22 protein-coding genes are annotated in these 18,542 nt (G+C 70.7%); 10 read left to right on the forward strand and 12 right to left on the reverse strand.

All coding sequences use genetic code 11. The features are described from left to right. Positions 1–12: 12 nt before the first annotated feature. Positions 13–1,344 carry an MFS transporter gene (locus ABJI51_RS42465; RefSeq protein ID WP_348956875.1) on the reverse strand — a complete coding sequence of 444 codons (1,332 nt, stop codon included), beginning with the start codon at positions 1,342–1,344 and terminating at the stop codon, positions 13–15. Positions 1,345–1,396: 52 nt separating this feature from the next. Between ABJI51_RS42465 and moaC the strand changes: the two genes are divergently transcribed. Together moaC and ABJI51_RS42475 are read left to right on the forward strand one after the other, a co-directional pair. Continuing rightward, positions 1,397–1,867 (forward strand): cyclic pyranopterin monophosphate synthase MoaC, encoded by a 471-nt coding sequence (gene moaC, locus ABJI51_RS42470; protein ID WP_348956876.1) that lies wholly within the window; start codon positions 1,397–1,399, stop codon positions 1,865–1,867. Then, complete coding sequence (locus ABJI51_RS42475; protein WP_348956877.1) at positions 1,864–2,784, forward strand: molybdenum cofactor biosynthesis protein MoaE; 921 nt, start codon at positions 1,864–1,866, stop codon at positions 2,782–2,784. Before moaC ends, ABJI51_RS42475 begins: the two co-directional genes overlap by 4 nt. Here the strand turns inward: ABJI51_RS42475 and ABJI51_RS42480 are convergent. Next, positions 2,771–3,220 (reverse strand): nitroreductase/quinone reductase family protein, encoded by a 450-nt coding sequence (locus ABJI51_RS42480; protein WP_348956878.1) that lies wholly within the window; start codon positions 3,218–3,220, stop codon positions 2,771–2,773. The two genes, ABJI51_RS42475 and ABJI51_RS42480, sit on opposite strands and share 14 nt — an antisense overlap. A gap of 54 nt (positions 3,221–3,274) precedes the next feature. On the opposite strand from ABJI51_RS42480, the gene ABJI51_RS42485 reads away from it, so the two are divergent. Continuing rightward, positions 3,275–3,730 carry a MarR family winged helix-turn-helix transcriptional regulator gene (locus ABJI51_RS42485; protein WP_348956879.1) on the forward strand — a complete coding sequence of 152 codons (456 nt, stop codon included), beginning with the start codon at positions 3,275–3,277 and terminating at the stop codon, positions 3,728–3,730. 116 nt (positions 3,731–3,846) lie between these two features. Here the strand turns inward: ABJI51_RS42485 and ABJI51_RS42490 are convergent, their stop codons facing one another. The 3 genes from ABJI51_RS42490 to moaA form a co-directional block, all read right to left on the reverse strand. After that, positions 3,847–4,470, reverse strand: coding sequence for a transglycosylase family protein (locus ABJI51_RS42490; protein ID WP_348956880.1), 624 nt, complete (start codon positions 4,468–4,470; stop codon positions 3,847–3,849). A 999-nt stretch (positions 4,471–5,469) separates the two neighbouring features. Continuing rightward, positions 5,470–5,730 carry a MoaD/ThiS family protein gene (locus ABJI51_RS42495; RefSeq protein ID WP_348956881.1) on the reverse strand — a complete coding sequence of 87 codons (261 nt, stop codon included), beginning with the start codon at positions 5,728–5,730 and terminating at the stop codon, positions 5,470–5,472. A 1-nt stretch (position 5,731) separates the two neighbouring features. Continuing rightward, positions 5,732–6,739 (reverse strand): GTP 3',8-cyclase MoaA, encoded by a 1,008-nt coding sequence (moaA, locus tag ABJI51_RS42500; protein WP_348956882.1) that lies wholly within the window; start codon positions 6,737–6,739, stop codon positions 5,732–5,734. A gap of 144 nt (positions 6,740–6,883) precedes the next feature. On the opposite strand from moaA, the gene ABJI51_RS42505 reads away from it, so the two are divergent. From ABJI51_RS42505 to ABJI51_RS42525, 5 genes are read left to right on the forward strand one after another with little or no spacing between them, the layout of a single operon-like run. Continuing rightward, positions 6,884–7,363, forward strand: a complete 480-nt coding sequence (locus ABJI51_RS42505; protein ID WP_348956883.1) for a MarR family winged helix-turn-helix transcriptional regulator — start codon at positions 6,884–6,886, stop codon at positions 7,361–7,363. A 33-nt stretch (positions 7,364–7,396) separates the two neighbouring features. Then, positions 7,397–7,801, forward strand: a complete 405-nt coding sequence (locus tag ABJI51_RS42510) for a TOBE domain-containing protein (RefSeq protein WP_348956884.1) — start codon at positions 7,397–7,399, stop codon at positions 7,799–7,801. Between the two features lie 59 nt (positions 7,802–7,860). After that, positions 7,861–8,670, forward strand: coding sequence for a molybdate ABC transporter substrate-binding protein (modA, locus tag ABJI51_RS42515; protein WP_348956924.1), 810 nt, complete (start codon positions 7,861–7,863; stop codon positions 8,668–8,670). Between the two features lie 58 nt (positions 8,671–8,728). Next, entirely contained in the window at positions 8,729–9,496 is a 768-nt protein-coding gene (locus ABJI51_RS42520) for an ABC transporter permease (RefSeq protein ID WP_348956925.1), read from the forward strand. Next, positions 9,493–10,560, forward strand: coding sequence for a sulfate/molybdate ABC transporter ATP-binding protein (locus ABJI51_RS42525; protein ID WP_348956885.1), 1,068 nt, complete (start codon positions 9,493–9,495; stop codon positions 10,558–10,560). Before ABJI51_RS42520 ends, ABJI51_RS42525 begins: the two co-directional genes overlap by 4 nt. Before the next feature lie 128 nt (positions 10,561–10,688). Here the strand turns inward: ABJI51_RS42525 and ABJI51_RS42530 are convergent, their stop codons facing one another. After that, the gene (locus ABJI51_RS42530) at positions 10,689–12,464 is read right to left on the reverse strand and encodes a multicopper oxidase domain-containing protein (protein WP_348956886.1); all 1,776 of its coding nucleotides are present in this window, start codon (positions 12,462–12,464) and stop codon (positions 10,689–10,691) included. 191 nt (positions 12,465–12,655) lie between these two features. On the opposite strand from ABJI51_RS42530, the gene ABJI51_RS42535 reads away from it, so the two are divergent. Both ABJI51_RS42535 and ABJI51_RS42540 read left to right on the forward strand, forming a co-directional pair. Next, a complete protein-coding gene (locus ABJI51_RS42535; protein WP_348956887.1) occupies positions 12,656–13,450 on the forward strand; it encodes an HAD-IIA family hydrolase in 795 nt (264 codons plus the stop codon). 37 nt (positions 13,451–13,487) lie between these two features. Then, on the forward strand, positions 13,488–14,288 hold the full coding sequence (locus ABJI51_RS42540) for a metallophosphoesterase (RefSeq protein WP_348956888.1): 801 nt from the start codon (positions 13,488–13,490) through the stop codon (positions 14,286–14,288). 1 nt (position 14,289) lies between these two features. Here the strand turns inward: ABJI51_RS42540 and ABJI51_RS42545 are convergent, their stop codons facing one another. Genes ABJI51_RS42545 through ABJI51_RS42570 form a run of 6 tightly spaced genes read right to left on the reverse strand, consistent with a single transcriptional unit; the run spans position 14,290 to position 18,537 of the window. Beyond that, on the reverse strand, positions 14,290–14,664 hold the full coding sequence (locus tag ABJI51_RS42545; RefSeq protein ID WP_348956889.1) for a YccF domain-containing protein: 375 nt from the start codon (positions 14,662–14,664) through the stop codon (positions 14,290–14,292). Then, the gene (locus ABJI51_RS42550) at positions 14,664–15,419 is read right to left on the reverse strand and encodes a PhzF family phenazine biosynthesis protein (protein WP_348956890.1); all 756 of its coding nucleotides are present in this window, start codon (positions 15,417–15,419) and stop codon (positions 14,664–14,666) included. Before ABJI51_RS42550 ends, ABJI51_RS42545 begins: the two co-directional genes overlap by 1 nt. Before the next feature lie 53 nt (positions 15,420–15,472). Next, entirely contained in the window at positions 15,473–16,867 is a 1,395-nt protein-coding gene (locus ABJI51_RS42555) for a hypothetical protein (protein ID WP_348956891.1), read from the reverse strand. A gap of 14 nt (positions 16,868–16,881) precedes the next feature. After that, positions 16,882–17,433, reverse strand: a complete 552-nt coding sequence (locus ABJI51_RS42560; protein ID WP_348956892.1) for a DUF3558 family protein — start codon at positions 17,431–17,433, stop codon at positions 16,882–16,884. A 40-nt stretch (positions 17,434–17,473) separates the two neighbouring features. Continuing rightward, positions 17,474–18,043, reverse strand: coding sequence for a DUF3558 family protein (locus ABJI51_RS42565; RefSeq protein ID WP_348956893.1), 570 nt, complete (start codon positions 18,041–18,043; stop codon positions 17,474–17,476). Further along, the gene (locus tag ABJI51_RS42570; protein WP_348956894.1) at positions 18,040–18,537 is read right to left on the reverse strand and encodes a hypothetical protein; all 498 of its coding nucleotides are present in this window, start codon (positions 18,535–18,537) and stop codon (positions 18,040–18,042) included. The genes ABJI51_RS42565 and ABJI51_RS42570 overlap by 4 nt, the downstream gene beginning before the upstream one ends. Positions 18,538–18,542 lie beyond the last annotated feature (5 nt).

Genomic DNA, 18,542 nt, shown 5'->3' on the forward strand with positions numbered 1-18,542 from the left:
GTGTTCCGGACATCAGCCCGGCGCCGGCAGGGGTGGCGGCTGACCCTGCTCGTCGGCCGACGTCCGTCCGGCCGCGATCACCGAGGCCACCAGGACAGCCCCGAACACCAGGTAGGAGGCGAACAAGCCGCCGTCGTCACCGGCCGAACTCAGCGCGCCGCCGACGGCGCGGCCCAGGAGCTGTCCGGTGCACTCGGCGGTGATGACGGCAGTGGCCAGCTCCGTGGCGGTGAAGCCGCTCGTGCCCGCAGTGGTCGCCCGGACGTACAACCCGGGATAGGCGAACCCCACACCGATCCCGGCCACCGTCCACGCGACAAGGGCCACGACGAACGAGCGGCCTGCGGCGAGGTCGGCCGCCAGCACGGTGGTGCCGAGCGCCGTCATGCTCAGCCCGGTCGCGGGAAAGTGCGTGCCGGTGAACCGGGTGAGCAGCAGGCTCGTCACCGCCCAGCCGAGCGGGGCGGCGCTCAGGATGATCGCCGCTTCGCCGAGGCTCACCCGGTAGCCGGCCGTCAAGAGCACCGTGATCAGGCTGTCCGCCCCGAAATACCCGACCGCGAACAGCGTCATCGCCCCGAGCGCGGCTGGTGTCCCACGCTGCAACCGCGCGGTGCCCGCGGGCAGAACCGCCACCATTCCCACCAGCGCGGTCCCGGCCCCGACGATCACGAGTGGCCACCAGCCCGAGCTCAGCACGACACCGGCCGCGCCGAGCGGGATCAGCAACGTCCGGCCCAGCGGGCGGTGCGCCGCCGGCGCGGGCGGCTCGGCCCGGACGGCGCGTACGACCAGCAACCGTCCGAAAAGGACGAACGGCACGGGTACCAGCAATGTCCAGCGCCACCCCACGAGCCGCTCCAGGCCCAGTGTCGCGGCGGGGCCGGCCAGCGCGGGCAGGATCCACATCGCCGACGACGCCGCGACGACCCGCAGGCGCAGCCGCTCGTCGAGGTGCCGGATCGCCGAACCGACTCCGAACACCGCCAGCAGGCCACTGGCGAGCCCGGTGGAAAACTGCCCCACGGCGAACATCCACGCCGTCCGGGCGGTGGCGGCGAGGGCGAGCCCGCCGAGGTAGGCGCACATCCCGAGGGTGAGAGTGCCGTGCGCGCCCAGCCGGTGCAGCACCCGGCTCGCCAGCGGAAGCGCGACGAACAGCCCCAGCGTCGAACCCGCGATCAGGAGAGCGAGGGCGTTCTGCGCCGCCAGCTCGCCGGTGACGACCGGCAGCAGGGTGGAAGCCACGAAGCCGGTGACAGCCGCCGCGAACTCGATCGCGACGATTCCCGCCGCCAGGACCAGCGGCCGCGGGCCGGACTGCCGCTCGTCTGCCGGGGTCACCACAAGAGAATCCCGCGGGCCGGTCCGCTCCGCACGGAAGTAGCCTCGCCGTGTGAGTGAACTCAGCCACGTCGACGAGACCGGCGCCGCCCGGATGGTCGACGTCTCCGGCAAGACCGCCACCGCGCGCACCGCGCTTGCCGCGGGCACCGTGCGCACGACCGCCGAGGTGCTCCGGCTGCTGGCCACCGATGGCCTGCCCAAGGGTGACGCGCTGGCGACCGCGCGCATCGCCGGGATCATGGGCGCCAAGCGGGTGCCCGAGCTGATCCCGCTCTGCCACCAGATCGCGCTGTCCGGCGTCAAGGTGGAGTTCGAGCTGGGCGACGCCGAGGTCCGCATCCGCGCGACGGCGAAGACCACCGACGTCACCGGCGTCGAGATGGAGGCGCTGACCGCCGTGGCGGTCGCCGGGCTGACGTTGCACGACATGATCAAGGCCGTCGATCCGGCGGCGACACTGGACGAGGTCCGCCTGCTCCGCAAGGACGGCGGCAAGACCGGAACCTGGGAGCGGCCGTGAAGCGCAGCGCGCGCGTGATCGTGGCGTCCAACCGCGCCGCGAAGGGCGTCTACGAGGACAAGACCGGCCCGGTGATCGCCGCCTGGCTGGCCGACCGCGGCTACGACGTTCCGGCGCCGGTGGTCGTCGAGGACGGCGATCCGGTCGGCGTCGCGCTGCGGGCCGCGCTGGCCGACGGCGTCGCCGTGGTGCTCACCACGGGCGGCACCGGCATCTCGCCGACCGACCGGACGCCGGACGTCACCCGCGCGCTGCTGGACCACGAGCTGCCGGGCGTCGCCGACGCGATCCGCGCCGCCGGGCTGCCGAAGGTCCCGACCGCCGTGCTGTCGCGCGGGGTCGCGGGCGTGGCGGGGCGCACCCTGGTCGTGAACCTGCCGGGCTCCGCCGGCGGCGTGAAGGACGGCCTCGGCGTCCTCGACGGCATCCTCGACCACGCCGTCGACCAGCTGGCGGGCGGCGACCACCCGCGTCCGGCCGCCGCCGGGCCTTCCGTGCGCGTGGCGCGGGCGCTGGTGACCGAGGACGTCCTGTCGGTCGAGGAGCACGCCCGGCTGGTCGAGGACGACGCGGCGGGCGCGGTGGTGACGTTCGCGGGGGTGGTCCGCGACCACGACGGCGGCAAGGGCGTCCGCGACCTGACCTACGAGGGCCACCCGAGCGCGGGCGAGGTGATCGCCGAGGTGGTGGCCGACCTGGCGGCCCGCTGGACCGGCGTCCGGGCGGTGGCGGTGAGCCACCGCGTCGGGCACCTGGCGATCGGCGACGTGGCGCTGGCCTGCGCCGTCGCGGCCGAGCACCGCGGCCAGGCGTTCTCGGCCTGCTCGGACCTCGTGGACGAGGTGAAGGCGCGCCTGCCGGTGTGGAAGCACCAGCACTTCACCGACGGCACGGACGAGTGGGTCAACTCGCCCTGAGCCGGAACACCGCGACCCGGCCGGCGGCCGCGGCGAACTCGTCGGGGTCCGGGCCGGAGACGAGACCGAGCCGGACGAACATCGGCACGCCGTGCGGCACCTCGCGCGGGAAGGCCCGCATGACGTCCGTGCGGACCCCGGGATCGGTGACTTCTTCCAGCGTGACGGCCTCCTTCCGGCGCCCGCAGGCCAGCTCGCCCCGGCCGGCGGCGCGGACGTTGCGCGCCCAGTCGCCCTCGGGAACGCCGGCGATGACGTAGCGCCGGCCGTCGACGGTCAGCGGCGAGACCGGAGTGGGCCGCGGAACGCCCGAGAGACGGCCGGGGACGGTCAGGACGTGGATTGTGCCCAGCGGGAGGCCCAGGCGCGTCAGGAGGCGGATGAGGCGGTTGGCGGGCCGGAGCCAGCGGGGCAGGGCGGCGCGGGTGGTGGTCATGACCAAAACCTTTCGACGATCGAAATACTTACCGGCCAAGGTATACTCTTTCGAGTGTCGAAGCAATCACTGGTCACAGAGGCAACCCACGCGGCATCGGCCTTCGGTGCGGCGAACGACGCCGTGGACGAGGCGGCGGCGGCCAAGCTGGAGGTGAACCGCACGGACCTGCGCATTCTCGGCCTGGTGTCGGCGGAGGGAGCGCTGACGGCGGGGGCGCTGGCGGTCAAGGCGGGCCTGAGCCCGGCGGCCACGACGACGGCAATCCAGCGCCTGACCAGGGCGGGGCACCTGACTCGCCGCACGGACGCGGAGGACCGCCGCCGGGCGGTGGTCGAGCTGACCCCGAAGGCGGCGCAGCTGCTGGCGGAGCTGTACGGGCCGATCGAGCGCGCGGGCCGCGAGCTGCTGGAGGACTACGCCGAGGAGCAGCTGAAGCTCGTGATCGAGGTGCTGCGGAGGGGGGAGCGGATGCAGCTGGCGGAGGCGGAGCGCATCCGCGAAAGCTGAGCGCGCGGCGTTCGACGACGGCGCAAAGCACGAACCCTCCACCGCCCGGGGGATCGGCGGTGGAGGGTTCGTGACGTCACGGCTCGAGGCCGGACTTGCGCATCAGTGCGCGATCGTCACTTGGTGGCGATCTTCTGGCCGACGAGGATCAGGTCCGCGTTCGGGATGTACTTCGCGTTCAGCTCCTGCAGCTTCTTGTAGCCGCCCTGGACGTTGAACTGCTTGGCGATCTTGGACAGCGTGTCGCCCGCCACGACGGTGTAGTCACCGGCCGGGTTCGAGCTGCTCACACCGGTCACCGCCGGGGCCGCCGCCGGCTTCGGGGCAACGGTCTTCTTCGGCGCGGTCGACTTCTTGGTCGTGGTCTTGTGGGTGGCCTTCGGGGCCGACGAGCCGCCGCCCTTCTTGCCACAGACCGGCCACGCACCGAGGCCCTGGCCCTGCAGGACGCGCTCGGCCACGGCGATCTGCTCCTCGCGGGAAGCGTTCGCCGCGCTGCCGGTGCCGCCGTAGGCCTTCCACGTGCTCTGCGAGAACTGCAGGCCGCCGTAGTAGCCGTTGCCGGTGTTGGTGCTCCAGTTGCCGCTGCTTTCGCACTGCGCGATGGCGTCCCAGTTGGTCGCCGACGCGGGGGTCGCGGCGATCGCGAGGGGAGCGCCGACCGCGATGCCCGCGATGGCGACGCGAGCAACGGTGCGGGTAGCAGCGGACATCTTGCGGTGCTTGCCACGGTAAGACATTTGGATGCTTCTCGGTTTCCCAGCGCCTACGAACCTGTGGTGAGGGTCAGGATCGGGGTCCTGGCGCCGGCCATCTCAGACCGGCAGACGAGTCCGACGCACGGCGCGTCTTCGTCGTCCCCTCGTCCCTGTCCGGAAATGCTTTCGCTCGGGGTATGGGTCCGGGGATCCGTTGGACAGGGCTAGGCGCTACGGATTCCCGGTCTTGCGTCGGTCGGTCGGGGCCAACCGAAAAGCGACGGTACGTAACGAGAGCCGTGATCGGAAATTATTCGGGGCGTGACCTACGTCACAGTAACGACACGCAACCCCGGTCGATGAGCCTGTTTTCGCAGGTCAGAGGGCCGTTATCTGCCCGTTTCCTTGCCGAGATAAAACACGGATCGTGAGGCTTGCATCACGTGTTTTGCGCAGCGAATGGACCATTCGCGGCACCCGGTCACGCATTGGAGCGCGCATCTTATGACCCCCGGCGGTGCGGCGCCAGACTTGACAATCGCGTCACTCGTGCCCCATGAGTCACAACTGTCCCACCTGTTAGTGGGGTTTACCGCCCCGGCCGGAGGCGTTCCGGCGGGCGGACGCGGCGACCGGGTGCAACGCAACGCAGTCGACCAGGCGAAATGCGTCACCGGATGGCGTCACGATCGACGGCGTTCAGCCTGCCGCGAACGGCCGGGAGCGCGTAGGTGCCACGCCGAGGCGCGGGAAGGGCGTCGCCGAGCGGTCGGTCCCGTCCTCGAACGGTCGGCCCGCGTACCCGGAGAGTCGGCTCGCGTACCTGGAGGGTCGGGTCGCGTGTCTGGAGGGTCGACTCGCGTGATCAGGAGGTCGACACGCGTGATCAGGAGGTCGACACGCGTAACGGGAGGGTCGACACGGTGGTGCCGGCCACGCCTCGGCGTGTCGGCTGCCCAATCACGCGTGTCGGCTGCTCGATCACGCGTGTCGGCTGCTCGATCACGCGTGTCGGCTCTTGTGGCATGTGGGCCGGGGGCGTCAGCCGCCGGCGAAGGGTGGGAGGACGTCCAGCTCCGCGCCGTCTGTCAGGGGGCGGTTCAGGTCGCGGACCGCGATGCCGTCCAGCAGGTAGCTGGCCGCGTCCAGGACGCGTGGCAGGCCCTCCGGGTGGCGGCGGCGCAGCTCGGCGATCGCCTCCGCGACCGACGCGTCCGAGGACAGCCGCAGCTTCTCCTCCTCCACGCCCGCCGCGGCGCGGGCCGAGGCGAAGTAGCGCACCACGATGGTCAGGGTCTCCATCTCAACCGCCGATCGCGCTCATCGGCCGGATCGGCTGGGCGAATCCGGCGTCGTTGATCTCGTGGCCGGCGAGCTTGCCCCACATCGTCGCCCGCCAGGCGTCCGCAATCTCTTCATCGCGCGCGCCCGCGCGCGCGAGGGAGCGCAGGTCCGTCTCGTCGTTGCTGAACAGGCACGACCGGACCGCGCCGTCCGCGGTCAGCCGGGTCCGCTCGCACGCCGCGCAGAACGGCCTGGTCACCGACGCGATCACGCCGACGTCGCCGGGGCCGCCGTCGACCAGCCAGCGCTCCGCCGGCGCCCCGCCGCGGGCCTCCGAGGCCGGGGTCAGCTTGAACGACGTCTCCAGCATCGAAAGGATCTCGGCCGCGGTGATCATCTCGCCGCGGTTCCAGCCGTGCTGGGCGTCCAGCGGCATCTGCTCGATGAACCGCAGGTGGTAGCCCTCGGCGAGGCAGAACTTCAGCAGCGGCACGGCTTCGGTCTCGTTGAGCCCGCGGATCAGCACGGCGTTGACCTTCACCGGCGACATCCCGGCGTCGCGGGCCGCGGCCAGCCCGGCCAGGACGTGCGAGAGCCGGTCGCGCCGGGTGATCTTGACGAACATCTCCGGGTCGACCGTGTCGAGCGAGACGTTGATCCGGTCCAGGCCCGCCGCGGCGAGCCCGGCCGCGCGCTTGGCGAGGCCGATCCCGTTGGTGGTCATGGACAGCCGGGGCCGCGGCGACAACGCCGTGATCCGCGCGACGAGGTCCTCCAGGCCCGGCCGCAGCAGCGGCTCGCCGCCGGTGAGCCGGATGTCGGTGACGCCGAGCAGTTCGACGGCGATGCGCATCAGCCGTACCAGCTCGTCGTCGGTCAGCACCTGCTCGCCCGGCATCCAGTCGAGGCCTTCCGCGGGCATGCAGTAGGTGCAGCGCAGGTTGCACCGATCCGTCAGGGAAACCCGCAGATCGGTGGCCACCCGGCCGAAGGTGTCGATGAGGCGGGGGTTCTCGGGCCGGGGCACGCGAGACGATCCTCGTGTACCGGGGACGCGAGGAAACCCGAGATCCACTGCTGTCATTACGCACAGGGTAGCTCCGGAACGGCCCGCTAGGATACTTTGCGCAGTAAGTGGTTCAGTTGCCGAACTACCTCGAAAGTGGAGACTGTGACGGAAAAGACTTACCCGGTCACCGACGAGGAACTCTTCCGTTTCGCGGAATTGGGCCGCGAAGGCAGCACGCTCACCGTTCTCCGGCACACCAGGATCGCCGAGCGGATGGGCCTGTCCGGCACCGACCACAAGACGTTCGACCTCGTCGGCCACGCCGAGGGCCCGCTCACCGCCGGCCGGATCGCCGAGCTCACCGGCCTGTCCACCGGCGCGGTCACCGGCGTCATCGACCGGCTGGAGAAGATCGGGCTGGTCCGCCGGGTCCGCGATCCGGAGGACCGGCGCAAGGTCCTCGTCGAGGTCGTGCCCGGGGCCGCCGACCGCTACGCGCCGCTCTTCGAGTCGATCATGGAGCCGCTGCGTGAGCTGCTCGCGCGGTTTTCCCCGGCCGAGCGAAAAGCCATCGAGCGTTATCAGACCGTCATGAACGAACACCTGCGCGCGGAACTGGAGGAGCGCGGGCGCCCCGCATAGCCTTTCCTCAACTGCGGAGATAATGTCTCGGGCATGCCGCAATTTCGGTTGTCCGAGGCCGCGCGCCTGCTCGGGGTCAGCGACGACACCGTCCGGAGGTGGGTGCGCGCGGGGCAGCTGACCGCCACCGACGACGCCGCCGGCCGCAAGGTCGTCGACGGCGCCCAGCTGGCCGGGTTCGCCCGGGCGCAGGCCGCCGGCCCCGACGACCCCACCGCGGTCGGCCGCTCGGCCCGCAACCGGTTCGTCGGGCTGGTCACCGAGGTCATCGCCGACAAGGTGATGGCGCAGGTGGAACTGCAGTGCGGGGCACACCGGGTGGTGTCCCTGATGAGTACGGAAGCCGTCCGCGAGCTGGGCCTGCGCCCTGGGGTGCTCGCGGTTGCGGTGGTCAAAGCGACCACTGTCGTGGTGGAAACACCGGAAGGAAGTAAATGAAGAAGCCTGCTTTTCGGGGGTCCGGGTGGCGGAGCCCCCGGCCCGGGGCGAAGCCCCGGCTGTCACAGCTCGCTCTCGCCGTGGCCGCAGTTGCCCTCTTCGCGGGCGCGTGCAGCAGCTCGGACGAGCCCAGCACGCAGCCCGGCGCGTCGGTCACCGCGCCCGCGCCGAAGGGGTCCGGCAACGCCGGCGGCGGTGGCACGCTGACCGTGTTCGCCGCCGCGTCGCTCACCGAGTCGTTCACCGCGCTCGGCAAGCAGTTCGAAGCCCAGCACTCCGGGGTGACCGTGAAGTTCAGCTTCGCGGGTTCGTCCACCCTGGCGCAGCAGCTGGCCAACGGCGCGAAGGCCGACGTCTTCGCCGCCGCCGACCAGGCGAACATGGACAAGGCCGTGCAGGGCGGGGTGATCGACGGCCAGCCGGCCGTCTTCGCCACGAACAAGCTGGCCATCGCGGTCGCCCCGGGCAACCCGAAGGGCATCCGGTCGCTCGCCGACCTGAACAAGACCGGCGTGTCCGTGATCACCTGCGCGCCGCAGGTGCCGTGCGGGGCGGCGGCCCAGAAGGCCGAGCAGGCCGCCGGCGTCACGCTCAAGCCGAAGAGCGAGGAGCAGGACGTCAAGCAGGTGCTGGCGAAGGTCCAGTCCGGCGACGCCGACGCGGGCCTGGTCTACGTCACCGACGTCAACGCCGCCGCGGGCAAGGTCGACAAGGTGGACTTCCCGCAGGCCGGGCAGGCGATCAACAGCTACCCGATCGCCGTGGTGAAGGGTGGCCAGGCCGACCTGGCGCACCAGTTCGAGGAGTTCGTCCTCGGCACCGAAGGCAAGAACGAGCTGACGAAGGCCGGGTTCGGCGCTGCGCAGTAGGCGATCCGCGAGCGGCCGGCCGGGGCAGTCTCCGGCCGGCCACTCGCGCGTGCCGTGGGTGCTGGCCGTCCCGGCCGCGCTGGCGCTGGCGCTGGTCGTGCTGCCGGTCGTCGGCCTGCTCGTCCGCACGGACCTGACCCGGCTGCCGTCGCTGATCGTCACGCCGTCGTCGCTGCACGCCCTGCGCCTGTCACTGGTCACCGCCGCACTGTCCACAGTGGCCTGTGTGCTGCTTGGTGTCCCGCTGGCCGTGGTGCTCGCGCGGGCCCGCTTCCGCGGTGTCCGGCTGCTGCGGCCGGTCGTGCTCCTGCCGCTCGTGCTGCCGCCGGTGGTCGGCGGGCTCGCGCTGCTCTACCTGCTCGGCCGCAAGGGTTTCCTCGGCATCCTGATCACCGCGCTGACCGGCGAATCCGTCCCGTTCACGACGACCGCCGTGGTCATCGCGCAGACGTTCGTCGCGATGCCGTTCCTGGTGATCAGCCTCGAAGGGGCGCTGCGCGGCTCCGGCGACCGCTACGAGCAGGTCGCCGCGACGCTCGGCGCGCGCCCGTGGACGGTGTTCCGCCGGGTCACGCTGCCGCTGCTGCTGCCCGCGCTCGGCTCCGGCGTCGTCCTCAGCTTCGCCCGCGCGCTCGGCGAGTTCGGCGCCACGATCACCTTCGCGGGCAGCCTCGAAGACGTCACGCGCACGCTGCCGCTGGAGGTCTACACGCAGGCCGAAGTGGACGTCGACAGCGCGGTCGCGCTCGCGCTGCTGCTCATCGTCGTCGCGATCGTCGTCATCGCCCTCGCGCGGCCGCGCTCGTGGGAAGGCGGCCTCCGGTGAGCCTCGCCGCGCGGATCGACGTCGTCCGCGGCTCGTTCCACCTGGACGTCGACCTCGACGTGCCCGCCGGGAGCGTGCTGGCGCTGCTCGGCCCGAACGGCTCCGGCAAGTCGACCGTCCTGGGCTGTCTCGCCGGGCTCGTCACGCCGTCGTCGGCGGAGATCACGGTGGCCGGGCGCGCGCTGGACGGCGTGCCGCCGCATCGCCGTGGCATCGGGCTGCTTTCCCAGGACGCGCTGCTCTTCCCGCACCTGTCCGCGGCCGACAACGTCGCGTTCGCGCCGCGCTCGACCGGCTCGGGGCGCCGCGCCGCGCGGGAGCGGGCGTTCTACTGGCTGGCCGAAGTGGACGCCGTGGCGCTGGCCGACCGGCGGCCGTCGCAGCTGTCAGGAGGGCAGGCCCAGCGCGTCGCGATCGCCAGGGCACTGGCCGCCGAGCCGGACCTGCTGCTGCTCGACGAGCCGTTCGCCGCACTGGACGTCGACGCGGCACCGGCCATCCGCGGCCTGCTGCGGCGGGTGCTGAAGACCGGGCCGACGACCGTGCTGGTCACGCACGACCCGCTGGACGCGCTCGCGCTCGCCGACCACGTCGCGGTGCTGAACGAGGGCCGCATCGTCGAACGCGGCCCGACCCGGGACGTGCTTTCGGCGCCGCGGACGGCCTTCACCGCGCGGATCGCCGGGCTCAACCTGGTCGCCGGGACGGCCGTGCCCGAGGGACTGCGGACGGCGTCCGGCGAGGTGGTCAGCGGCATCCCGGCGCCGGGCGTCGTGCCCGAGGAGCCGGCGGTGGCGGTGTTCCCGCCGAACGCGGTCGCGGTCTACCCGCACGACGGCGAGCACCGCGGCAGCCCCCGCAACACCGCCGGCGCGACCGTCGCGGCCCTCGAACCGCACGGGCCGGTGATCCGCGTCCGCACCGAGGGCGACGGCTGGGCCAGCGGCCTCACCGCCGACCTCACCCCGGCCGCGGTGGCCGAGCTGGCCCTGGAACCGGGCTCGGCGGTGACGCTGTCGGTGAAGGCCGCGACCGTGGCGATCCACCCGGCCGCGGCCCCCTGACCAGAGCACCCCAAGGTGGCCTTTGGTGCTCCGCCCATGCCCCCACCGCCGCCCTCAACGGAGGCGCTTCGCGCCGCAGTGTTCACCAGCGCACCCAAGGCCACATTGGGGCGTTCGGGCCGGTCCCGTCAGTGGTGGTGGTCGCCGCCCGGGTGGACGTGGAACTTCGCCACCTCCGGCGGGTGCACCACGAACGGCCGCATCATGCCCTCGTCCTCGTGGTCGAGGATGTGGCAGTGGAACATGAACTCGCCGGTTCCGCCGCCGAACTGGCCGGCGACGCTCACCCACTCGCCCGGCTTCACGATGATCGTGTCCTTCCAGCCCTCCTCGTACTTCTCCAGCGCGATGTCGTGGAAGCCCGTGAGCGGTGTCGTCGTCCGGCCCGCCTGCGGGTCGAACGTCGTGGTGAAGCCGCGGCGGAACAGCGCCTGGAACTCTGTCAGGTGGATGTGGATCGGGTGCTGCGGACCGCCGTTCGCCACGTGCACGAGGTTCCACACCGCCCACCGGTCGTGGTCGAGGAAGATCCCCGTGGTGTCGTCGAACAGCCGTCCGACCCGGCGGAACGTCCGCAGCCCGCCGTTCGGGTCCTGGAGCTGGATGATCCCCTCGCCGCCCGGATCGGCCTCGATCTGCTCGAGGTCCCACATCTCCGGGTGGCCGTCGGCGTTGAGCAGCAGCGCGACCCAGACGTGGTGGTGGTCGTCCGGCAGCGTCGTGCCGTGCTGGACCCGCACGTACGACGTCGAGATCCGCTCCGGCAGCCGGAACGGGTCGTGCCGGTCCCGGCCGTCCACCCGGAACTCCATCAGGTCCGGCTCGACCGAGCCCAGCCGCGGGTCGGTGTTGCGCAGCTTGACCTTCTGCCCCTTGAAGCGGCTGAAGTCGATCAGGATGTCGAACCGCTCGGCAGGCGCGACGGTCAGGCCGTCCTTCGGCAGCTCCGTGGGCACGGGCAGCAGGCCGCCGTCGGTGCCGATCAGGCGGACGGCCTCGTTGTGCGCCACGTTGCCCTCGTCGACGAGGTTGAGCGTGTAGAAGCGCGAGTTGGCCGCGTTGAGCAGCCGGAAGCGGTACCACCGCGCGTCGACGTCCAGATGCGGCCAGATCACGCCGTTGACCAGGTTGAACGGCCCCGAGAACGGGATCAGCGCGCCGCCCGGCGCCTCCGGCACCTTGAACAGCAGCTGCCCGGTGAGGGTCTGCGTGGCCGGATCGAGGTCGAGGTTGCGGTCGGTGATGATCAGCGGGATCTCGCGGTCGCCGTGCGGCAGGCCGAGCGAGTCCTCCTCGTCGTCGCGGACCAGGTACATCCCCGCCAGGCCCGTGTGCACGTTGAAGCGCGTGATCGCCATGGCGTGGTCGTGGTACCACAGCGGCATCGCCGGCTGGCGGTTCTGGTACTCCGCCAGCTGGGACGTGCCCTTGAGACCCGCGTTGTGCGCCCACCCGTCGTTGCCGGCGTTGGTGCGCGCGCCGTGCAGGTGCACCACCGTCCAGGACGGCAGGTCCGAGACGCCGTCGATGATCCGGTAGCCCGGCCGGTCCAGCTCACGCCCCGGGCGGCTCGTCGGCGCGTCCGCGACCGGGCCCTGAACGGCCACGAGCGGGAACTCGCCGTCGATTTCGTTCGTCCACGAAATCCGCAGCTGCTTGCCGCTGCGCACTTCGATCGTCGGACCCGGGAAATGTCCCGCGTACGTCCACAACGTACTTTCGGGCAATTGCGAGTGCAGCTTCTGCCGTTTGGTGATCATCGGAATAGTGATCATGTCCTGGCCCCACCAAGAATGGGGCCGCAGCACCGGCGGAATGGGCAGCGGGTCGAGGAACTTGGTGAGTCCCCAGTTCGGCCCGGTGGCCGGGGTCGCGGACGCCGGGCGCTCGATGATTTCCGTCATGTGTTCTCCCCCTTTGCGGACGGGGGCAGGACGAATTGCGTCACGGCACTAGCGCCGTCGACGACGAAAAGTATTCCCCCGAACCCCCTCGGTGACCGGCGATGCGACTCCCCTCGCGTGACCGGCAATTTCCACTGTAGCCCTTTTCGGCACGGACCGCAGGTGCCTCGCGCGCGTGATAGGTTCCGCCCATGAACGAACGCCGGTGGACGTACCTTTCCGACATGGACGGCGTCCTGGTGAAGGAGGAGCACCTCGTCCCGGGTGCCGACGAGTTCCTCGCCGAGCTCAAGGCCAACGGCATCGACTTCCTGGTGCTGACGAACAACTCGATCTACACCCCGCGCGACCTGCGGGCCCGGCTGGAGCGCACCGGGCTCGACATCCCCGAGGAGTCGATCTGGACCTCGGCGCTGGCGACCGCGAAGTTCCTCTCCTCGCAGCGGCCGAACGGCTCGGCGTTCGTCATCGGCGAGGCGGGCCTCACCACGGCGCTGCACGAGGTCGGCTACGTGCTCACCGAGCGCGACCCCGACTACGTCGTGCTGGGCGAGACCCGCACGTACAGCTTCAGCGCCATCACCCGCGCGATCCGGCTGATCGAGGGCGGCGCGAAGTTCATCGCGACCAACCCCGACGCGACCGGCCCGAGCCTGGAGGGCTCGATGCCCGCGACCGGGTCCGTCGCGGCGCTGATCGAGCGGGCCACCGGCCGTTCGCCGTACTACGTCGGCAAGCCGAACCCGCTGATGATGCGCTCGGCGCTGCGCCGCCTCGGCGCGCACTCGGAGTCGACGCTGATGATCGGCGACCGGATGGACACCGACGTGCACTCGGGTATCGAAGCCGGGCTGCAGACCATTCTGGTGCTCACCGGCATATCCAGCCGGGAGTCGGCCGAACGCTATCCGTATCGGCCCACACTGGTGATCGACTCGGTCGCTGACCTGATCGGGCGGACCCTGGACCCGTTCGGCGAAGGCTGACCTACGCCGCACCGGGAGCAGGGCTTATCGTCACCGGATGAGCAAGTCGACGTACGTGGTCGGCGACGTCCACGGGCACCGGGACGAGCTGGCCGAAGCGCTGAGATCCGAGGGCCTGCTCGACGAGCGGGACAACTGGTCCGGCGGCGAGGACGAGCTGTGGTTCCTCGGCGACTTCGTCGACCGCGGCCCGGACGGCGTCGGCGCGATCGACCTCGTCATGCGGCTGGAGGAGCAGGCGGCCGTCGACGGCGGCCAGGTCCAGACCCTGCTGGGCAACCACGAGATCCTCGCGCTCGGCATGTACCACTTCGGCGACGAGCCGGTGCCGTCCGACTTCGGCCCGCGCAGCTTCGCCCGCAGCTGGGAGATCAACGGCGGCCTGCTCTCCGACCAGGACCGGCTGACCCCCGAGCACATCGAGTGGCTGGCGGCGCGTCCGCTGGCCGCGCTCGCCGCCGACCACCTGCTGCTGCACTCGGACACGCTCGAGTACCTCGACTGGGGTTCGTCGGTCGAGGAGATCAACGAGACGGCGGGCGAGATCCTCGCGGGTTCCGACATCGAGGCCTGGTGGGACGTCTGGCGCCGGATGACCACGCGTTACGCCTTCCGCGGCCCGGACGGCGAGGAGAACGCGCAGAAGCTGATGGACGTCCTCGGCGGGACCCGGATCGTGCACGGGCACAGCGTCATCGCCGACCAGCTGGGCATCCACCCGACCCAGATCGAAGGGCCGTTCCTGTACGCGGGCGGCAAGGCGCTGGGCGTCGACGGCGGCCTGTTCGTCGGTGGGCCGTGCCTGGTGGTGAAGCTGCCCTACGAACCCGAGTCGTAGGTCAGGGGATTTCGACGATCTCCTTGCCGAGCGGCATCAGCGACACGGGGATCATCTTGAAGTTCGCGATGCCGAGCGGGATGCCGACGATCGTCACGCACAGCGCGATGCCGGTGAAGACGTGCCCGATGGCCAGCCACAGCCCGGCGAAGACGAACCAGATGACGTTGCCGAGGCAGGAGGCGGCGCCGGCGTCGCGCCGGTCGACGACCGTGCGGCCGAACGGCCAGAGCGCGTAGTTGGCGATCCGGAACGACGCCAGCCCGAACGGGATGGTGACGATCAGGATGCAGCAGATCACGCCGGCGACCAGGTAGCCCAGCGCCATCCAGAAGCCGCACAGCAGGAGCCAGATGATGTTCAGCAGGACGCGCATCAGACGTGCAGCTCCCCGCTGAGGACCGTGACGGCCTGGCCGGCGAGGTGGACGCGGTCGCCGTCCTGGCGGGTCCGCACGATCCCGCCGCGCCGCGAGGCCTGCTCGCCGACGAGTTCCTTCCGGCCGAGCCGTTCGGACCAGTAGGGCGACAGGATGCAGTGTGCGGAGCCGGTGACGGGGTCTTCGTCGATGCCGACGCCCGGAGCGAACATGCGGCTGACGTAGTCGGTGCGGTCGCCCTGCGCGGTGACCAGCAGGCGGCCCTTCCAGGTCTTCTTGAGAGCGGCGAGGTCCGGCTCGAGCGTCCGGACGGCTTCGGCGTCGGCGAGGACGGCGAAGAGGTTGTCGACGCCGCGCCCGGTGTAGGTGATTTCGACGCCGGGGAGGATCCCGGCCAGGTCGTCGTCGGTGTCCTGCGGCGGGTCGGACGGGAAGTCCAGCTCGACCCAGCCGTCCGCGGCCCTGGCGCGGAGTTCGCCGCTGAGGGTGGTGTAGACCTGCTCACCGCCGAGCACGTGGGTGGTGGCGAGGGTGGCGTGCCCGCAGAGGGCAACCTCGACCTCGGGCGTGAACCACCGCAACGACTTGGGGCCATCGCCGCCGGTGACGACAAAGGCGGTCTCGGCGTGCTTCATCTCGGCGGCAACGTCCTGCATCCACCCGGCGTCGGCCGGTTCGTCCAGCAGGACGACCCCGGCGGAGTTCCCGGCGAAGGCCCGGTCGGTGAAGGCGTCGACGATGAAGAAGCGCATGCCCCCAATGTAGCCGCGCGGCGGCCCGGCTGATCCGAATTGGGGGATGACCCCTAGGACGTCTCCCCGATGATGGGCCGCACAACCTTCTCGCCGTCCGGGCCCCGATCGGGCCGCAGATCGAAGACATCGTCCTCGACGGCGTACTTGTTCTTGTGCTCCTTGTCGTCTTCTTTCTTTTTGCCGGCCCCGGCCCCGGCGGCTCCAGCGGCCCCGGCGGAACCTTTGCCACCCTTGGCCGCCGCGGCGGCGGTGGCCCCGCGTTCGAGCCGTTCCCCGGTCCGGCTGCCGGTCTTGCCGCCTTCTCCCGGCGCCTCTTTGGGAGCACCGGCGCTGCCGGAAACCCGCGAGCCGGCGAACCCGCTCCCGGGCCGTCCGGAGCCGGGCTTGCTGCGTGTGATGTCGCCACCGGAGTTGGTGCCCCCGGGAGTCCCGGGATTCCCGGCCAGGGCAAGGCCATCGGGCGTCAACCGCGTGAAGGTGCTCGCAGCGGGGGCGGGCCGGAAGCCGGGGTTGCCGCCGAAGTTGTTGTTCCCGACCCCGCTGGTGCTACCGGGCGGAACGTAGCTAGTGGCGGGCGGGGCGGCTCCCGGTGGCGTCTGCCCGGGGACGTAGGTGCCGGTCGTGCCTCCGGTGAGGTTGGGGGTTCCGGTGTATGTGGTCCCGGTTCCGCCGGTGCCGCTTGTGCCATGGAATCCGGAGACGGAGGTGGAGTCCGACCCCAGCTGGGGCGGCGGGGAGTAGGTGGGCTGGGTACTGGCGGTTTCGTGGTAGGTGGAGTCGAGATTCTGGAGTACCTGGACGGCCTGCTGGTGCGCGGCATCGGCCTGCTGCTGCTTGGCCTGGATGCCGGCCATGGTCCCGGCCATGCCGACGAGGTTGCCGGATTCGTACTGCTGCCGAGCCTTGTCCAGTTCGGCTTGCTGATCGAACCCGGTCGGCTCGGGCATGTTGGTCTTGGCATAGTGCGCGGCCGCGGACTGCTGGGAGTAGTGGTTCGACGCCAGCTGCATCGCGTTGCCGGTTTGCTCGGCGTGTCCTGCCGTGCTCTGGAAGAAGGTGTTCGCCTGGTCGGCGGCCGGTCCCTGCCACGCGCCGCCCGCTGCCGTGGCGGCGTCGCGGAACTGGTTGGAGGCGTCGGCCAGCCAGTTCCCGTAGACGTTGGCGACCCGGCTACGGTCGTTCAGGTCCTCGAGATCGAGATTCTGGTGGACCATGTCGTACAGCGCTTCGTGCGGCTGGTTCGCGTAGTTCTCGTTGGGTGTGGGAGCACCGGCCCGCAGGGTCTGCCCTTCCTGCAGCTGCTTTCCCTGGGCAACGGAGTAGTCCGACGCCGCTTGCTGGACCAGCTGCTGGCCCAAGGGCCCCAAGCCCTGGGCCTTCTGAGCGACTTCCGCGTAGTAGTCACCCTCGGACTGGCGATGCTGCGCCCGGTGCGGCTGACTCATGACTGGACTCCGTCTCAGTTGTTCTTCGGCAGCAGTGGTTCGACCTTCTCGGCGAATTCTTCGACCTTCTTGCAGGCGCCGGTGGTGTCTCCTCCGAAACTGACCGACAACAGCGCCCGTGAACTCCCTACCTTGAACCGGATGGCACATTGGCCTTTGGCGTGCAGTGGTTCCTGCTCCTCGATCGCCGGGCGGCCGTTCACGTTCCCGTCACTGGCCTTGGCGGGATTGTTGACGTTGTTCTTGTAGTCCGAGCCCGCCTGCAGGATCAGCCCGACCACCACCCCGGGAGTGTCACCGGAGGTGGGCTTGGCGATGCGACAGCTGTGTTGCGGGTCCGCGACCGCCGGTTCCGCTCGGGGAAGGTTCTGCCCGGTGAAGGCCTGGTCGAGGATCGTGCACGGGCTCATTCCGGCGAAGGGATCGGCTGGATCAGCGGTCGTGCTGTTCGTGGCGGAAACCTGTGTACTCGGGTTCGCCTGCCCGGCGACCTCGCTCGTGCAGGCAGCGAGGCCGAGCCCCAGAACCGGGGCGGCGACCGCGGCGGGGAAGCTTCGTGCGATCAAAGCTCCTGCAGCCCCTTGTGCGACATGGCCGGACTCCGTCTCAGTTGCTCTTCGGCAGCAAAGGCTCGATCTTCTCGGCGAAGCCCTCGACGAGCTGGCAGGCGTTCGCTGTGTCCGATCCCGAGGTCACCAGGACGAGGGCGCGGGAAGACGGTTTGACCTCCATCCAGATGCCGCACTGTCCGGCGGATTGCTGCGGCTCACGTTCCTCGACGGCAGGACGTCCGTTGACGTTCCCTTCGCTCGCCTGGCTCGGGTTGCCGACGTTCTCCTTGTAACCGCGGCCTGGTTGAAGGGAGAGCGCGACGTCCACCGGGTGCACATCGCCGGCGCGCGGTTTCGTGGTGGCACAGGTGACTTTCGCGGACGCGATCGTCGGGGTCGCCTTGGGGAACCCCTGCCCGGCGAGAACCTGGTCCAGAACGGAGCAAGAATTCAAACCCGCGAAGGGATCGTTCGGATCGGCGGGCCGCGTGGCACTGGTGGACGTTCCCACTCCGCCGGTGGAACTCGGCGATGCCTGTCCGCCGACCTGACTGGTGCATGCGGTCAGGACCAGCGTCGCGCAGGCGACGGCGGCCAGGGCCGGGGGAATGCGTCGGGAAATCACTTCTCCTGCAGCTTCTTGTTCAGTTCGGCGAAGGCCACAGTGTGGGCCTCTTCGGTTTCGCGGTAGTTCTTCCGCGCGATCACCATCGCCTCACGTGCCTCTTCGACCCCGCGCTTCATCAGCTGGAGGTTGGGGATCAGGGCCTCCGGATCGCCGTCCGCCACCTGCGCGTTGAACTGGGCGACGGACCGGGCGTAGCTGCTGCCGCCCATGCGGGCTGCGCCGGCGAGAACTCGCACCTCGCGGAGCATCTTGTCGTAACCGTCGATGAAGAAGTCGCAGGCCTTGATGTACGCCTGAAACCCCTCCTCGTTCACGGCGAACTGCCCGTTCTCCGCCAGCGACTTGAGATGACTGCCGCCCGTGCTGACGCGCTGTGCGGCTGCGGAATCCGTCGGTCCGTCGAGCAGCCCCGAGAGGAAGTTGGCGCCCGCGTCCCCTGCCGCCGGTGGTGGTGTGAACGACCCCGGTGCGCCGAACTGTGAACCGCTCATGACGC

Source organism: Amycolatopsis melonis (assembly GCF_040064235.1).
Classification (GTDB): Bacteria; Actinomycetota; Actinomycetes; order Mycobacteriales; family Pseudonocardiaceae; genus Amycolatopsis; species Amycolatopsis melonis.

Bases quoted from the DNA above. Each gene is read 5' to 3' on its own strand.
- ABJI51_RS42540 (WP_348956888.1), top strand. From the start codon at position 13,488: ATGAGCAAGTCGACGTACGTGGTCGGCGACGTCCACGGGCACCGGGAC.
- ABJI51_RS42490 (WP_348956880.1), bottom strand. From the start codon at position 4,470: ATGTCTTACCGTGGCAAGCACCGCAAGATGTCCGCTGCTACCCGCACC.
- ABJI51_RS42480 (WP_348956878.1), bottom strand. From the start codon at position 3,220: ATGACCACCACCCGCGCCGCCCTGCCCCGCTGGCTCCGGCCCGCCAAC.
- ABJI51_RS42535 (WP_348956887.1), top strand. From the start codon at position 12,656: ATGAACGAACGCCGGTGGACGTACCTTTCCGACATGGACGGCGTCCTG.
- ABJI51_RS42530 (WP_348956886.1), bottom strand. From the start codon at position 12,464: ATGACGGAAATCATCGAGCGCCCGGCGTCCGCGACCCCGGCCACCGGG.
- ABJI51_RS42550 (WP_348956890.1), bottom strand. From the start codon at position 15,419: ATGCGCTTCTTCATCGTCGACGCCTTCACCGACCGGGCCTTCGCCGGG.
- ABJI51_RS42495 (WP_348956881.1), bottom strand. From the start codon at position 5,730: ATGGAGACCCTGACCATCGTGGTGCGCTACTTCGCCTCGGCCCGCGCC.
- ABJI51_RS42510 (WP_348956884.1), top strand. From the start codon at position 7,397: ATGCCGCAATTTCGGTTGTCCGAGGCCGCGCGCCTGCTCGGGGTCAGC.
- ABJI51_RS42555 (WP_348956891.1), bottom strand. From the start codon at position 16,867: ATGAGTCAGCCGCACCGGGCGCAGCATCGCCAGTCCGAGGGTGACTAC.
- ABJI51_RS42570 (WP_348956894.1), bottom strand. From the start codon at position 18,537: ATGAGCGGTTCACAGTTCGGCGCACCGGGGTCGTTCACACCACCACCG.
- ABJI51_RS42545 (WP_348956889.1), bottom strand. From the start codon at position 14,664: ATGCGCGTCCTGCTGAACATCATCTGGCTCCTGCTGTGCGGCTTCTGG.